The following is a 15,080-nucleotide window of genomic DNA, read 5'->3' on the forward strand; positions in this document are numbered from 1 at the left end:
CTACTTCTTCCGGAACAGCTTCGACTGCACCGTGAACCCGTTGACCGTCGGGTTGATGCACGGCACCGGAAGCCCGGCGGAGAGCGCCTGGCACAGCGGCGGCGCGGGCGCCGGGGCGGCGATCGCACGGACGCGGAACACGTCGCCCCTGGCGACGTTGGTCGCGAACGTGCCGTTCGCCTTCGTCTTCACGTTCTTGAAGCGCTTGAGGGCGCCCTTGTTGCCGGCCCGCCCCCAGATCTGGACGGTCGCCGCACCGCGGCCCTGGCCGGCCTGGGTGACACGGCCGCTGACCACGGCGCCCTTGCCCTTGCGCTTCGCCTTCGCCGTGACGGCGCCGGGCGCGACCGCCGCCGGCGTGGCGACGGTGCCCGCGGCGTTGACCTGCCCGCCCGGGAGGTACGGCGTCCAGATGCCGATCCACGCGCCGGTCTGGACCGCGCCGAACACGCCCCTGATCGCGAGATCGGCGCCGAGGAACTTCGCCCCGAAGGTCGCGCCGCCCTGCTCGACCGGCACGTCCGGCGGCGGGAGGCACACGATGAGCTTGGCCGCGCCGAGCGCCGTCTCGGCGGCCGACGTCCGCACCATGAAGACCGGCAGCGGGATCTGCTGCCCGGCCGCCTCCATCTGGGCGATCCAGATCGCCGCCGGAGTCTCGCCGCCGGTGCATGCGAGTTGCTGTTCGGTCGTGACCGCACCGGGCGGCGCGACCACGATCGGCCCGGTGAGCGGGAGGAGCGCGCCGCCGAGTGCGAGGGCGCTCACCTTCGCCGTGATCTGGCCGACCACCGTCCCCGGCGCCTGGTCGAGCGTGATCGTCGAGCCGGCCGGCGCGTAGATCGACGCGCGCGCCGTGGAGTCGTCGGCCGGTGCCGACGACGCCGAGATCTTCGTCAGGGCCCCGGCCTGGGTGACGCGGAGCGTCGGCGTCGTGTACGCCGTCGTCGCGGCGATCACGACCGCCGGGACGGCGACCACGACGGCGAGCGCCGCCGCCGCGATGCTGATTCGTTTCCTCATGCTCGAGCCCTCCTGGTTTTGAACTCTCGTGTCGTAGGACGCGCGGAAACCGTCGCGGTTGTCGATTCTCCCACGTTTCTCCGCCTGTGAGGAGCTAGCGGGCGGGGAGCAGCCCGCTGGCGCGCACCCACTGCCCGGTGCGGTTGACGTACCGGTAGAGGTAGACGGTGGCGAGCGGGAACGAGTCCCGCGGCCCGGTCTTGAGGCGGATCCCGGGGAGGAGGAAGAGGTTGGCGCGCGTGTCGATCGAGCGGGCCGCCTTGAGCACGCTCGCGCGTGTCGGCGACTTCCCGGCGCGCTTCAGGATGTCGACCATCGTCCAGGCGACGGTCATGCCGTACCAGTTGTAGACGTCGCTCGGCTTCCCGCTCGGGTTGAAGCGCTTCATGACCGTGCGGTACAGCTTCACCGCCGGGTCCTTCGCCCAGATCGGGTCGCGTGGGTTCTTCACGAACGCCACGGAGCGGGCGCCGTTCGTGAGCGCGGGGGCGTTCGCACGCGCGATGTCCATGATCGTCGGCTCGATAGAGAGCGACGCGATGTAGGTCTGGGGCTTCCACGCGAGCTTCGTCGCCGCGACGAGCGCCTGGATCATGAACTTCGGCGTCGCGAACAGGAGCAGCGTGTCCGCGCCCGAGGCCTTCAGGCGTGCCACCTGACCGGAGACGTCGGCGCTCGTGTACTCGTACGACTCGGTCGCGACGATCCGCGGGCCCTTGCCGGCGACGGCGCGCGAGAGCCCCTGCGTCATCTCCTTGCCGAGCTCGGTGTTCTCGAAGAGCACGGCGAGCCGGGCCTTCGGCCGCCGGGCGACGAGGTCGCGCCCGTAGACCGCGCCCTCCCCCCGGTAGCTCTGCAGGAACCCCATCGTCCAGGGGTAGCGGAGCGGCGCCCCGCCGAGCGCCTCGGAGCCGTCCCCGACGAGCAGTTGCGGCACCTTCTGCGCGTTGAGGTACTCGCGGATCGCGAGGTTGTTCGCCGTGCCGACCGAGTTGAAGATCGCGAACACGCGATCCTGCTCGACGAGGCGCCGCGTGAGCTGCACCGTCTGCGCCGGGTTGTAGGCGTCGTCGTAGAAGACGTACCGGATCTTGCGGCCGTTGACGCCGCCCCTCGAGTTCACGTAGTCGAAGTACGCCTTGGCGCCGGGGCCGACCGACCCGAACGCCGCCGCCTCCCCGGAGAGCGGGACGGTGCCGCCGAGCAGGATCTCGGTGCCCGTGATGCCCGGGTCGGCCGAGCGGGCGCCCGCGGCCACGCCGGCGGTCACGGCGACGAGGAAGATGGCGACGGAGGCGACGACCGCCCCCGGGCGGAGGTGGCGTCGAGGGTGTTCGTGGAGGTCGGTCATCGGCTGATCGGTCGCGCCAGCACGGGCAGCGACAGCGTCGCCGCGCCGAACGTCGCCCGCGCCGTCGCCGGCATCGGCAGGTCGAGGTAGAGGAGGTTCGCCGGGTCCTGCGCCAGTGACGACGAGCCGAGCGTGAGCGTGAGCGTCGAGCCCTTGGGGATCAGCGTCGCCTGGTCGATGAGACGGATCGTCACGGCCCGCCGGCCGGGCCGGGTGGGCGCACCGCCACCCGCGACGACGATCTCCTTGCCCGACGACGTCCGGGCGCTGAGCACCGCCACCACCCGTGACCAGCCCCCCACCGCGCGGACGGGGACCTTCACCGTCGGCGCCCCGAACACCTCGAGCGCGGACGTCGTCCGCGTCGAGCGCCGGACGACCTTGCCGCCCTGGGCGATCGTGCGGGAGCCCGGGAGCGACACCCGGACGGAGCGCGTGCGCGGCAGCGTGGCGTACCGCGTCACGCGCGTCGACCCCTCCATGGCGACGACGACCGGCTTCTCGGTGTCGATCCCGTTCGGCACGCCGCGCAGGAAGCGGTCGAACCAGCGGCGGCCCTCGAGGAGCATGCCGGCCGAGTCGGGCCCGGGGAACGTCGACGGCGCGTGACCGTGGTTCCCGATCCATAGGCGCTTCGGCCCCGCCAGTGCGGCCCACGGCCGGCGCACCTGGTCGAGCCCGAAGGCGAAGTCCCGCCGCCCCTGCATCATGAAGACCGGCGTCCTCACCCCACGCAGCCGGTCGACCGAGGAGCGCGCGGCGGCCCACGGGGCCGCCTGGTCGATGCGGCCGGCGAACGATGCGTCGCGCACCGCGAGCACCGAGGGGTCGACCTTGGCCGGCGGCAGCCCCGCGAGGAAGCCGCCGATCACCCCTGACTTCGCGAGGTTCTGCGGCGTCAGCGCAGCGCGGAGGTCCGTCCAGGTCTCGACCGGCTCGATCGCCGCCCACGGGACGCCGGCGGCGAGCGAGTTCCAGGCGGCGCCCCCGCCGTAGGACATCCCGAACGCGCCGATCCGGTCGTCGGCGACGTCGGGGCGGTCACGGAGCCACCGGAACACGGAGCGGACGTCCGCGACCTCGTTCGGGCCGAGGATCCCGATCAGCCCGCCCGACGCCCCGTGGCCGCGGGCGTCGAACGTGAGCACGACGTACTGCTCGCCGATCATCCCCATCGTGAGCGCGAGCGCGTTCATGCTCGCGCGGTCGCCGCCGAGCCCGTGCATGAACACGACCGCCGGCCAGCCGGTCGCGGGTGGCGTGCCGTCGGGGACGAAGAGCGTCGCGGCGAGCGTCGTCCCGTCGGTGGAGACGATCGTCGGCTCCGAGCGCGAGAAGGCCGAGGCCGGGCCCGTGAGCAGGAGCGCCACCACGACGGTCGCAGCGGCGACGGTCAACACTCGGATCACGAGCGCGAACGGTAGCGGAGCCCCGCACCGCGATCGGGCCTGCCCCATAGAATCGGCCGGGTGGACGGACGCGCGATCGGCGTCTTCGACTCCGGGGTCGGTGGCCTCACGGTGCTCCACGAGTGCCTCGTGACGATGCCCCACGAGGACTTCGTCTACCTCGGCGACAACGAACGCCTGCCCTACGGCCCGCGCCCGCTCGGTGAGATCCGACGCTTCGCGCTCGAGGTCGGCTCGTACCTCGCCGCGCACGACGTGAAGCTCGTCGTCGTCGCGTGCAACTCGGCCACGGCGGCGGCGCTCCCGGACCTGCAGCGGGCGCTCGACGTCCCGGTCGTCGGGGTGCTCCAGCCAGAAGCCCATGCGGCGGCCCGTGCGACGCGCAACCGCCGGGTGGGCCTGCTCGCGACCGAGGCCACGGTGGCGAGCGGCCGCTACGAGGCGCTCGTCTGGTCGGTCGACGCGGGGGTCGAGGTGCACGCCGTCCCCTGCCCCCGCCTCGTCCCCCTGATCGAGGCCGACGACCCGTTCTCGGCCGAGACCGTGGAGGCGGTGCGCGAGGCGGCCGCGCCGCTGAAGGCGGCGGGAGTGGACACCGTGATCCTCGGGTGCACGCACTATCCGCTGATCCGACCGATCTTCCAGCGCGTCTTCGGGCGCGACGTCACGCTCGTCTTCTCCGCGGACGAGACCGCGCGCGAGGTCGCCGACGCCCTCGCGCGCAAGGGGATCGAGAACGACCCCGCGCGCGAGGGCCGCTACCGCTTCCTCACGACCGGCGACCCGGACGCCTTCCGCGCGTCCGGCAGCCGCTTCCTGCAGCTGCCGATCGCCGGGGTCGAGCGCGTGGCGGTGGCCGAGCTGGCCGGGGCCGCGGCATGACGCGCGCCGACGGGCGCAGGCCCGACGAGCTCCGTCCGCTCGACATCCAGGCCGACTTCCTCGAGCAGCCGCACGGCTCGGTGCTCTACGCGCAGGGGCGGACCGTCGTCCTGTGCACCGCGACCCTCGAGGAGGACGTGCCGCGGTGGCTCCGCGGGCAGGGCCGCGGCTGGATGACCGCGGAGTACGGGATGCTGCCGGCGTCGACCGGCGAGCGCACGCCGCGCGCGGCGACCCGTGGCCGTCCCGACGGGCGCACCGTCGAGATCCAGCGGCTCGTGGGGCGCTCGCTCCGGGCGGTCTGCGACTTCCAGGCGCTCGGCGTCCGCACCCTGTGGCTCGACTGCGACGTGCTCCAGGCCGACGGTGGGACGCGCTGCGCGGCGATCACCGGCGCGTACATCGCCGCCTACCGCGCGCTCGACCGCATGGGGCTCGCGAAGGCGCTGCGCGGCTCCGTCGCCGCCGTCTCGGTCGGCATCGTCGACGGCGAGCCGCTGCTCGACCTCGACTACTCCGAGGACTCGCGGGCCGACACGGACATGAACGTCGTGATGACCGGAGACGGCCTGCTCGTCGAGGTCCAGGCCTCCGCGGAGCGCGACGCGTTCCCGCGCGAGCTCCTCGACCAAATGCTCGAGCTCGCCGCCACCGGTATCGGGGAGCTCGGTGTCGCGCAGCGCCGGGCCGCCGACGAGCCGCCGCTCGGTGCCTGACGAGGACGAGACGGCGACCCGCGCCGTCCTCGCGTCGGCGAACCCGCACAAGCTCGCCGAGCTCCGTGCGGCGCTTCGCGGATGGCGGATCGAGCTCCTCGGCCGGGCCGACTACCCCCCGGAGGACGGGGGGTCCTACGAGGAGAACGCCCGGGGCAAGGCGCGCTTCGGGCGGGGGCACGCGCCGGACGACGCGTGGGTGATCGGCGAGGACTCGGGCATCGAGGCCGCAGCGATCGGAGGCCGCCCGGGCATCGAGTCGGCGCGCTGGGCCGAGGACGGCGTCGCGCGCATCCAGGAGGAGCTCGACGGGCACGACGACCGTCGCGCACGCTACGTGTGCGTCGTCGTCGCGATCGATCCCGCGGGCCGCGAGGTCGTGGCCCGCGGCACCCTCGACGGGACGATCACGACGGGCCCGCCGCGCGGCGACGAGGGCTTCGGCTACGACCCCGTGTTCGTGCCCGTCGGGCAACGGCGCACGGTCGCCGAGCTCGGCAACGCCTGGAAGCGAGAGCACTCCCACCGCGCCCGCGCCGCCGCCGCGCTCGCGGCTGCGACGTCGGGGCCCTCGACGGCTACGCGTCCTCCTCCGCCGTCGTCCTCCGGCTGATGCACCAGTTCAGCTCGTGGCAGAAGACCACGATCACCGCGAGCACGTAGAACCAGAGGAGGAGGAGCGCCGTCGAGCCGAGCATCTGCACGGCGAGCGAGTCGCTCGTGAAGTGGAGGAATAGGGGCACGACCTGGAACGAGACCTGGATCGCGACGGCGCCGAGCGCGGCCCCGGGCACGACCTCGCGCACGGTGAGCGTCGCGTTCGTGAGCGTGTAGTAGGCGAGCGCGAGCACGACGAACGTCCCGCCGACCCCGGACACGAGCGACAACCCGAAGCCGAGCAGCGACCCCGACCCCTCCGGGAGGAGCTGGCCGACGACACCGGCGACGACGGAGACGGTGAGGAAGAGCACGACGCCCGCGGTGATCGCCAGGAAGAGCATCGCGACGCCGATCCCCCGCCCGTGGAGGAACGAGCGATGGGGGCGGCGGTACACGTTGTTGAACGCGGTCTGGAGTGCGCCGAAGAGGGCGAGGGCGCTCCAGAGGAGAAGGGCCCCCCCGATCACCCCGAACGTGCCCGACGCGCCCTGCACCGCCTCGAGCGACGCGACGATGTCCTCGATCGGGGCGCCGGGCAGGATCTCCTGGAGGCGCTCGACGAGCGCGCTCTCCTCGTCCGGGGCCTGGAACAGCCCGAATGCGGCGAGCCCGAGGAACGTGAGGGGCACGAAGGAGATCAGCGCGTAGTACGCGATCATCGCGGCGAGCTGCGTCCCACGGTCGGCGAGGAACCGCCGGACGACGAAGACCGAGAAGCGGATCACGCAGAGAGAGTACGACGGGAGCGGTTTGGTACGGTCGCCGGGAGAGATGGACGCGCAGCCTGCACTCGACGAGCTCTCCCTCCTCTCCACGCAGATCGTCGAGGCCGTGATCGTGGCCGACGACGAGATCGTCGGCCGCACCACGACCGACGAGCGCGCCTCCGAGCTCGGCCGGATCGGCCGCGAGCTGCTCGGCGTCGCGGATTCCGTGCGGTCGGACGACGCGGAGATCGAGCGGGTCGAGATCGCGCTCGCGGACGGAGGCGTCCTGGTCGTCCGTGACGGCGGCGGGATGATCGTCGGCACGACCGTCCCCGCCGCGACGTCCGGCCTCGTGCTCTACGACTTGCGGGCGGCGCTCCGGCGCTCCGGGGCCGCGTCGGCGGAGCGGCCCGGGCGGCGCCGCTCCTCCACCGAGGAGGCCGATGCGTAGGCTGCTCGCGCTCGGCGGGGCCGTGTGGCTCGGTGCTCGCCTCGTCCGCCGGCGTTCGAGGCGCGCGGCGACGGTCGTCGTCGGTTACGCGGACGGATCGACGATGCGCCTCGGGTCGGAGTCGCCGGAGCGGGCACTCCTGCTCGACCTCGCGCGCACGGCGCTCGAGCGGTGAGCGGCCCCGACGTGACCGGCCCCGATGCGCTCGGGCGCGACCTCGTCGAGGCGGCGTTGCTCGAGGGCGACTTCGTGCTTCGCTCGGGGCGGCGCTCCCGTTACTACCTCGACAAGTACCGCTTCGAGACCCAGCCGGCGCTCCTTCGCGCCCTCGGCGAACGACTCGGAGAGCTCACGCAGAGCGTCGAGCCGGACGCCGTCCGTCTCGCCGGGCCGGCTCTCGGTGCCGTCGCGTTGGCCGCCTCGGCATCGATGGCGTCCGGGCTGCCCTTCATCATCGTCCGCGGTGAAACCAAGGAATACGGCACCGGACAGCGGATCGAGGGCCCGTTCCGACAGGGCGAGGTCGTGTGCCTCGTCGAGGACGTCGTCACGTCGGGTGGTGCCCTCGCCGAAGCGGTGGCCGCCGTTCGCGAGGGCGGCCTCGTCGTCCGGCACGCGCTGTGCGTCGTCGACCGTGAGGAGGGTGGTGCCGACGCGCTCGCGCGGCTCGGTGTCCGCCTGCACCCCCTCTACCGTGCGAGTGAGCTCCTCGCGCTGCGGGAGGACGCCGGTGATCGGCATGGTTGAGCCATATCCGCCGGCTTGGTACGGTGCCGGCGGCCGAGACGAGACCCCCGACCAGGAGGACATGTCGTGACCAAGCAGGACTTCGTGGATGCCGTGGCCGGCAAGGCGAACCTCTCGAAGAAGGACGCCGGCGCAGCCGTCGACGCCTTCCTCGACGTCGTCACGGGCGCGCTCCAGAACGGCGACTCGGTGACGTTCACCGGGTTCGGCAAGTTCCACACGACGAATCGCGCGGCCCGCATGGGCGTGAACCCGCGGACCGGTGCGCCGGTGCACATCGCGGCCGCGACCGTGCCGAAGTTCTCGGCCGGCTCGCAGCTGAAGAAGGCCGTCAACTAGCGATCTCGATCCAGCGCGCGAGGGCCGCCCCCGCGGGGGCGGCCCTCGGCGTCCCTGCGTGCGGCGCGCCCGCCGGCGCCTTGTGATCGAACACGTGTTCGATTACCCTCGGGCGGGTGCAGCTGTCCTTCGACGCCGCCGACACGCTCGTCGAGCTCGCGCAGGCCCGCGGTGGCCCCATCGGCGTGGACGAGGCGGCACGGTCGCTGTTCGCGCTGACGAGCGCCCCGAGCGCGATCGCACGGTCGCTCCTCGACGACGTCGTCGCGGGCGACGCCCGCCTCTCCTGGCACGGCGGCGGGCTCGTCGGTCTCGCCGGCCCTCGGCTCGACACGCCGCTCGAGGCGGCCGAGTACGTCGTGTTCGACCTCGAGACCACGGGCCTTCGGCCGGGCTCGTCCCGGATCTGCGAGATCGGCGCGCAGCGCGTCCGCGCCCTCGAGCCGGTCGACCGGTTCGAGACGCTCGTCGACCCACGGACGCCGCTGCCGGCGGCGATCACGGCCCTCACGGGGATCCAGCCGTCGGCGCTGCGCGGCGCGCCCCGGGCGGAGCTGGCCGTTCGCCGCTTCCTCGAGTTCGCGGGAGACGGCGTCCTCGTCGCCCACAATGCACGGTTCGACATGGCCTTCCTCGATCGCGAGGTCGAGCGGCTGACCGGTCGGCGCATCGCGTCCCCGGTCGTCGACACCGTCTGGCTCGCGCGGCGGCTGCTCGAGGGGCGTGTCCGGCGCGTCGGGCTCGCCGCCCTCGCGCACTTCTTCGGTGTTCCGACCGAGCCCTGCCATCGTGCGCTCCCCGATGCGACCGCGACGGCGGAGATCCTGCTGCGGCTGATCGGCCTCGCGCAGGAGCGTGGCGCACGGACGGTCGCGGACCTGGTCGAGCTGGCCGCGCCCCGCGCCCGGCGCCTCCACACCAAGCGCGCGCTCGTCGCCGACGCTCCCCGTGGCCCCGGCGTCTACACCTTCGTCGACAGGCACGGGCAGCCGCTCTACGTGGGACGCGCCCGCGACCTCCGGCCACGCCTGCGCTCGTACTTCTCCGGCGCGCGGCAGCGGCCGGCCGTGGAGGCCGCGCTCGCCGCCCTCGATCACGTCGCCTGGGAGCGCACGGGGTCGGAGCTGGAGGCGGCGCTCGTCGAGCTCCACCGACTCCGGGAGCTGCGTCCTCCGGCGAACGCCCGCGGCGTGCGCCCCGACCGGCAGCCGTACCTCCGGCGTCGCGGCGCCCGGTGGACGGTCACGCAGGAGCCGACCGCGCACGGCCCGCTGCGGTCGAGACGGTCCGCGCAGCGAGCCGCACGGGCACTGGACGGGCACACGGCTGACGACCCGGCGGCAGCGGTTCCCGCCCTCGGTGAGCGGATGCGTCGCGCCGCCGCCGAGCAACGGTTCGAGGACGCCGCCCGCCTGCGCGACCGCCTCGCCGCGCTCGAGGAGGTCGTGGACGAGCTGGCCGAGCTCGAGCGACTGCGGGCGCTCGCCGTCGCGGTCGTCGCCCCGTCGCTCGACCACGGGTTCGCTCGCGCCTTCTTCGTCGCACGGGGGCGGATCGCCACGAGCCGTTCCGTCCCGATCGGCGGGGGCGCCGCGCACGAGGTCGCCCTCGGTGTCGCCGAGGCGCTCCGCGGCCAGCCCTCCCGCACTCCCGAGGACGCGACGGAGCTTCGCGTGCTCGACTCCTTCCTTCGCCGCCCACCCCCGGAGCTGCGCGTCGTGCCGCTCGACGTCGCCGCGATCGTCGGAGCCGCGCACGGGCTACCGTGTGCGGCGTGACACGCGAGCCGACGACCGCCCCCACCGTCGTCGCCTTCCCGGATCGCCTGGCGGCCGCGGTCGAGCGCGCACGGAGCCAGCTCGTCGTCGGTCTCGACCCGCGGGTCGACCTGCTCCCCGTCGAGCTCCGCGGGGAGGCAGCGGCAGGTGGCGCGGCGGCCGCGGCCGCCGTCGAGCGGTTCTGTCGCGGCATCGTCGACGCCGTCGGCCCGTACGTGGTCGCGGTCAAGCCCCAGGCCGCGTACTTCGAGGCACTCGGCGCGGACGGCTGGGCCGCCCTCGACGCGGTGTGCACGTACGCCCGAGAGTCCGGGCTGCTCGTGATCGTCGACGCGAAGCGCGGCGACATCGGCTCCACCGCGCGCGCCTATGCGAGCGCGTTCCTGGAGCCGCGGGGCGCGCGACCGCCCCTGGCCGACGCGCTCACCGCCAGCCCCCTCCTCGGGAGGGACTCGGTGGAGCCGTTCCTCGCCGCGTGCCGTCGCCACGGCGCCGGTCTCTTCCTGCTCGTCCACACGTCCAATGCCGGTGCCGCCGACGTCCAGGAGGTGACGCTGTCCGACGGGCGGCCGCTCTGGCGGCACGTCGCCGACCTCGTCGCCGAGTGGGGGGAGGACCTCGTCGGCGAGTGTGGCCTCTCGAGCGTCGGGGCGGTCGTCGGCGCCACGTACCCGCGCGTCGTGGGCGACGCCAGGCGCGCGATGCCGCAGGCGGTGATCCTGCTCCCCGGGGTGGGCGCGCAGGGCGCCTCCCCGGCGGACGTCGCGCGGGCCTTCACCTCCGGTCCGGCGAGCGCCCTCGTCACCGTCTCGCGCTCCGTGATCTACGCCTATCGTGATCGGGACGACGACTGGCGGGCCGCCGCGGGCGCCGAGGCGGCGCGCCTCGCCGCCGCGACGCGGGCCGCCTCGGGCTGGTGAGCGAGGAGACGCGTCGCCGGGCGGCGCGGATCGCCGCGCCGCTCGTGTTCCTGCTCGCGGTCACGGTGGCCGTCGTCCTCGTGCGCGCCGGGCTCAGCGCGCCCGAGGACGAGCCCGCGTCCACCGCTCCCCCCGCCGCGGTCGCCCCGGAGACGGTCGTCGTGGGCGAGGGCGACACGCTCGTGTCGATCGCCGAGCGGCAGGGGACCACGGTCGCCGAGCTGCGGCGGCTCAACCCGGGGATCGACCCGGTGCAGCTGGAGCCGGGGCAGCGGCTTCGCGTGCGCTGAGCGCCGCTCAGTACGATTCCCGTCGTCGTGCGTCGCCGGGGTCTCCTCATCGCCGCCGCTCTCGCAGCGGCACTCGCCGGGGCCGCCGGCGCGACCGCGCCCCCCAATCTCTCGGCCGAGGCGTACGTCGTCGAGAGCGCCGTCGACGGCACGACGCTCGCCGCCCGCGCCGCCGACGAGCGCCGCCGGATTGCGAGCATCACGAAGCTGATGACCGTGCTCGTGACCCTCGAGCGCGTACGGCTCGACGACCTCGTCGTCGTGCCCGCGGCCGCGACGCGCATCGGCGAGTCGAGCGTCGGCCTGCGACCGGGTGAGCGGCTCACCGTGCGCGACCTCGCGATCGCGGCGCTCGTCGCGAGCGCCAACGACGCCGCGACCGCGCTCGCGCTCCACGTGGCCGGCACGGAGGAGCGCTTCGTGGCGCTCATGAACCGCCGTGCGCGAGCGCTCGGGATGGGCGCGACACGGTTCGCGAACCCCCACGGCCTCGACGAGCCCGGGCAGTCGTCCTCGGCCCGTGACACCGTGACGCTGCTGCGGGCAGCCCTTCGCACCCCGTTCGCGCGCACGTGGGCGGGGCGGCGGACGGCGGTGCTCTCCGACGGGCGCCGGCTCGAGACGACCAACGACCTGCTCGCGCGCCTGCCGGCGCTCGTCGCGGGCAAGACGGGCCACACGGACGACGCCGGCTGGACGGAGGTGGCGGTTGCGCGTGCAGGCGGAGCGACCGTCTACGCGTCGGTGCTCGGCGCGCCGAGCCGCGCAGCGCGCAACGACGACCTCGAGCGGCTCGTCCGCTGGAGCCTGGCCCGCTACCGTCCGTCGCGCGTCGTCGACCCCGCGCGCGTGTACGCCACCGCGGCGGCGGGATGGGGCCTCCCCGACGTCGGGCTCGTCGCGGCGCGCGCCGTCGTGCGCCCGGCGTCGGTCGACCGCCCGCTGGTGGAGCGGGTCGTCGCTCCATCCGTGATCTCCTTGCCCGTGACGGCGGGCGCCGTGCTCGGCGAGGTGCGGGTCTTCGACGGGCGGCGGCTCGTCGCGAAGGCGCCGCTCGTGGCCGATCGGTCGATCGCGGAGCCCGGCCTGCTCGGCAAGGCGGGCTTCGTCCTCCGCCGCGCCCTCCACCATCTCGGAGGTCTCGTCACGTGATGGTCGAATCGGGGAGGAGGTCCACGTGATCATCACCGTCACGCTCAACGCCGCGATCGACCGCACGCTCACCGTGCCGATCTTCCAGGTCGGCCACCGCCACCGCTCCAGTGACGTGGTCGTGCTCGCCGGCGGGAAGGGGATCAACATCGCGCGCGCCCTGAAGCGACTCGACGTGCCGGTCGTCGCGACCGGCCTCGCCGGCGGGCGCACGGGGATGCGCGTCGTCGAGGAGCTCACCGGCGAGGCGATCCTCAACGACTTCGTCCGCATCGGGGGCGACTCGCGGACGTCGACGCTCGTGATCGACCCGACGAGCGGCGCGCACACCGAGGTGTACGAATGGGGGCCGCGGGTGACCGAGGCCGAGCTCGGGATGCTCATGGACAAGCTCCGCTACCTCGCGCGCGGCGCCGACGTGGTCGTGTTCGCCGGGTCACTGCCGCGCGGGGTCGACGAGGGCTTCTACGCCGACGCGATCAAGGACGTCGCCCGGCGCGGCGTCGACGTGGTGCTCGACACGGAAGGCGACCCGCTGCGTCGCGGGCTCGAGGCCGAGCCGTGGCTCGTCACGCCGAACCAGCGCGAGGCCGAGCAGCTGGTCGGACAGGAGCTGTTCGACGACGACGACTTCATGATGGCGCTCGACGGGATCGCCGAGCTCGGAGCCCGCAACGTCCTGATCACGCTCGACACCGGCTGCTACGCGCTCCTGCGCGAGGATCGGCGGACGAAACGGTTCCGGGCATCCGCTCCGCACCTGGAGCCGATCTCCGTCGTCGGCGCCGGGGACACGCTGCTCGCGCAGTGGCTCGCAGCGCGGGGCGAGGGGGCCGACCACGAGGACGCGCTGCGCCTCGCCGTCGGCGCGGGCACGGCGTCCGTGCTCGAGGTCGGGGCGGGGCGGTTCGATCCGGCGGAGGCGCGACGGCTGGCGGCGACGGTCGAGCTCCTCGAGCTCGAGCACGTGGGCTGAGCCTCCCCGCGGGCCGCGGCCCGATGCCTGGTGTACGATCGTCTGCACTTGGTCGCGACGAGCACAGTGCGTTCTCGTGGCCCGGGCCGCGTGGTGCCTGGGTCGCCTCGTCGGGGGCGCTGGACGTGAGTGTCGACGTCGAGCTCGAGCAGTTGCGGCGCGCAGCGGGGCTGGGCGAGAAGTTCGCGTACGAGGGCCTCACCTTCGACGACGTGCTGCTCGTCCCCGCCGAGTCGGCGGTGCTCCCGAACGACGTCTCCGTCGTCACCCGGCTGACCTCCTCGATCCCCCTGCGGATCCCGGTCGTCTCGGCGGCGATGGACACCGTCACCGAGGCGCGGCTCGCGATCGCCCTCGCCCGCGAGGGCGGGATCGGCGTGCTGCACCGGAACCTCTCGATCGCCGACCAGGTCGCGGAGGTCGACAAGGTGAAGCGCTCGGAGGCGGGCATGATCGTCGAGCCGGTGACGCTGCCGCCCGACGCCCTCGTCGAGGAGGCTCTCGCGCTGATGGCCCGCTACCGCGTGTCGGGGGTGCCCGTCACGGATGCCGGGGGCGTGCTCGTCGGGATCCTCACGAACCGCGACCTCCGCTTCGGGGCCGACCCGAAGGCGACCGTCGGGTCGGTGATGACGAGCCGCGATCTCGTCACGGCACCGATGGGCACGACGCTCGAGGAGGCGCAGGCGATCCTCGGCCGACACAAGATCGAGAAGCTGCCGATCGTCGACGCGGACGGGCGCCTCACGGGCCTGATCACCGTCAAGGACATCCAGAAGCGGGTCAAGTACCCGCTGGCGACGAAGGACGACCAGGGGCGGCTCCGCGTCGCAGCCGCGGTCGGCGTCGGGCCCGACGCCCTCGAGCGGGCGTCGGCGCTCGTCGACGCGGACGTCGACGCGCTCGTCGTCGACACCGCGCACGGTCACTCGATCGGGGTGCTGGAGGTCGTCCGGCGCATCAAGGACGAGCACGACGTCGACGTCGTCGCGGGCAACATCTCGACCGCGGAGGCGGCCGAGGCGCTGATCGACGCGGGAGCCGATGCGATCAAGGTCGGCCAGGGCCCGGGCTCGATCTGCACGACCCGCGTCGTGGCCGGCGTCGGCGTCCCGCAGGTCACGGCCGTCCACGCGTGTGCGCTCGTCGCCGGCGAGCACGGCGTCCCGGTGATCGCCGACGGCGGCGTGACCTCCTCGGGCGACGTCGCGAAGGCGATCGGGGCCGGCGCCGACACGGTCATGCTCGGTTCGATGCTCGCGGGGACGGACGAGGCTCCGGGGGACGTGATCCTCGTGCAGGGCGAGCGCTTCAAGGAGTACCGGGGGATGGGGTCGCTCGGCGCGATGAAGGCACGCTCGTTCTCCAAGGACCGCTACTTCCAGGGCGACGTCGAGGACGTCGACAAGCTCGTGCCGGAGGGCATCGAGGGGCGTGTGCCGTACAAGGGCCCGCTGGCGCCGATCGTGCTGCAGGTCGTCGGAGGCCTGCGACAGGCGATGGGGTACGTCGGGGCGCCGACGATCGCCGAGATGCAGCGGCGCAGCCGCTTCGTCCGCATCACGGGCGCCGGGCTCCGGGAGAGCCACCCCCACGACGTGACGATCACGAAGGACGCGCCGAACTACCGCCGCGGATGACCTCCGGGCCCGCGGAGATCGTGCCCTTCCCCGACCCGG

The 15,080-nt window shown here is 73.8% G+C and carries 17 protein-coding genes; 13 read left to right on the plus strand and 4 right to left on the minus strand.

Annotation, left to right across the window (positions count from 1 at the left end; genetic code table 11):
• From AC162C_RS03350 to AC162C_RS03360, 3 genes are all read right to left on the minus strand, one after another.
• A complete protein-coding gene (locus AC162C_RS03350) occupies positions 1 to 1,023 on the minus strand; it encodes a hypothetical protein (protein WP_484096307.1) in 1,023 nt (340 codons plus the stop codon).
• Between the two features lie 94 nt (positions 1,024 to 1,117).
• Positions 1,118 to 2,374 carry an ABC transporter substrate-binding protein gene (locus AC162C_RS03355; protein WP_484096308.1) on the minus strand — a complete coding sequence of 419 codons (1,257 nt, stop codon included), beginning with the start codon at positions 2,372 to 2,374 and terminating at the stop codon, positions 1,118 to 1,120.
• Positions 2,371 to 3,783 (minus strand): alpha/beta hydrolase, encoded by a 1,413-nt coding sequence (locus tag AC162C_RS03360; RefSeq protein WP_484096309.1) that lies wholly within the window; start codon positions 3,781 to 3,783, stop codon positions 2,371 to 2,373. The genes AC162C_RS03355 and AC162C_RS03360 overlap by 4 nt, the downstream gene beginning before the upstream one ends.
• A 60-nt stretch (positions 3,784 to 3,843) precedes the next feature.
• On the opposite strand from AC162C_RS03360, the gene murI reads away from it, so the two are divergent.
• Genes murI through AC162C_RS03375 form a run of 3 tightly spaced genes read left to right on the plus strand, consistent with a single transcriptional unit; the run spans position 3,844 to position 5,994 of the window.
• Entirely contained in the window at positions 3,844 to 4,665 is an 822-nt protein-coding gene (murI, locus tag AC162C_RS03365; RefSeq protein ID WP_462973055.1) for a glutamate racemase, read from the plus strand.
• The gene (gene rph, locus AC162C_RS03370) at positions 4,662 to 5,381 is read left to right on the plus strand and encodes a ribonuclease PH (protein ID WP_484096310.1); all 720 of its coding nucleotides are present in this window, start codon (positions 4,662 to 4,664) and stop codon (positions 5,379 to 5,381) included. Before murI ends, rph begins: the two co-directional genes overlap by 4 nt.
• Positions 5,374 to 5,994, plus strand: a complete 621-nt coding sequence (locus tag AC162C_RS03375) for a non-canonical purine NTP pyrophosphatase (protein ID WP_484096311.1) — start codon at positions 5,374 to 5,376, stop codon at positions 5,992 to 5,994. Before rph ends, AC162C_RS03375 begins: the two co-directional genes overlap by 8 nt.
• On the opposite strand, the gene AC162C_RS03380 is transcribed toward AC162C_RS03375, so the two are convergent.
• Complete coding sequence (locus tag AC162C_RS03380; protein WP_484096312.1) at positions 5,960 to 6,766, minus strand: YihY/virulence factor BrkB family protein; 807 nt, start codon at positions 6,764 to 6,766, stop codon at positions 5,960 to 5,962. The genes AC162C_RS03375 and AC162C_RS03380 overlap by 35 nt on opposite strands.
• Positions 6,767 to 6,812: 46 nt before the next feature.
• Between AC162C_RS03380 and AC162C_RS03385 the strand changes: the two genes are divergently transcribed.
• The 10 genes from AC162C_RS03385 (at position 6,813) to guaB (ending at position 15,041) form a co-directional block, all read left to right on the plus strand.
• Positions 6,813 to 7,199, plus strand: a complete 387-nt coding sequence (locus AC162C_RS03385) for a hypothetical protein (RefSeq protein ID WP_484096313.1) — start codon at positions 6,813 to 6,815, stop codon at positions 7,197 to 7,199.
• Complete coding sequence (locus tag AC162C_RS03390) at positions 7,192 to 7,374, plus strand: hypothetical protein (RefSeq protein ID WP_462973050.1); 183 nt, start codon at positions 7,192 to 7,194, stop codon at positions 7,372 to 7,374. Before AC162C_RS03385 ends, AC162C_RS03390 begins: the two co-directional genes overlap by 8 nt.
• Positions 7,371 to 7,946: an orotate phosphoribosyltransferase gene (gene pyrE, locus AC162C_RS03395; protein WP_484096314.1), complete on the plus strand. Its 576-nt coding sequence runs from the start codon at positions 7,371 to 7,373 to the stop codon at positions 7,944 to 7,946. Before AC162C_RS03390 ends, pyrE begins: the two co-directional genes overlap by 4 nt.
• A 66-nt stretch (positions 7,947 to 8,012) precedes the next feature.
• On the plus strand, positions 8,013 to 8,285 hold the full coding sequence (locus tag AC162C_RS03400) for an HU family DNA-binding protein (protein WP_484096315.1): 273 nt from the start codon (positions 8,013 to 8,015) through the stop codon (positions 8,283 to 8,285).
• Between the two features lie 116 nt (positions 8,286 to 8,401).
• Positions 8,402 to 10,063 carry an exonuclease domain-containing protein gene (locus AC162C_RS03405; RefSeq protein WP_484096316.1) on the plus strand — a complete coding sequence of 554 codons (1,662 nt, stop codon included), beginning with the start codon at positions 8,402 to 8,404 and terminating at the stop codon, positions 10,061 to 10,063.
• Positions 10,060 to 10,983, plus strand: coding sequence for an orotidine-5'-phosphate decarboxylase (gene pyrF / locus AC162C_RS03410; protein WP_462973046.1), 924 nt, complete (start codon positions 10,060 to 10,062; stop codon positions 10,981 to 10,983). The genes AC162C_RS03405 and pyrF overlap by 4 nt, the downstream gene beginning before the upstream one ends.
• Complete coding sequence (locus tag AC162C_RS03415; protein WP_484096317.1) at positions 10,980 to 11,273, plus strand: LysM peptidoglycan-binding domain-containing protein; 294 nt, start codon at positions 10,980 to 10,982, stop codon at positions 11,271 to 11,273. Before pyrF ends, AC162C_RS03415 begins: the two co-directional genes overlap by 4 nt.
• A 27-nt stretch (positions 11,274 to 11,300) precedes the next feature.
• Positions 11,301 to 12,425, plus strand: coding sequence for a D-alanyl-D-alanine carboxypeptidase family protein (locus tag AC162C_RS03420; RefSeq protein ID WP_484096318.1), 1,125 nt, complete (start codon positions 11,301 to 11,303; stop codon positions 12,423 to 12,425).
• A gap of 25 nt (positions 12,426 to 12,450) precedes the next feature.
• A complete protein-coding gene (locus AC162C_RS03425; protein ID WP_462973043.1) occupies positions 12,451 to 13,401 on the plus strand; it encodes a 1-phosphofructokinase family hexose kinase in 951 nt (316 codons plus the stop codon).
• Positions 13,402 to 13,520: 119 nt separating this feature from the next.
• A complete protein-coding gene (gene guaB, locus AC162C_RS03430; protein WP_462973113.1) occupies positions 13,521 to 15,041 on the plus strand; it encodes an IMP dehydrogenase in 1,521 nt (506 codons plus the stop codon).
• Positions 15,042 to 15,080: the final 39 nt, after the last annotated feature.

Source organism: Gaiella sp. (assembly GCF_057140465.1).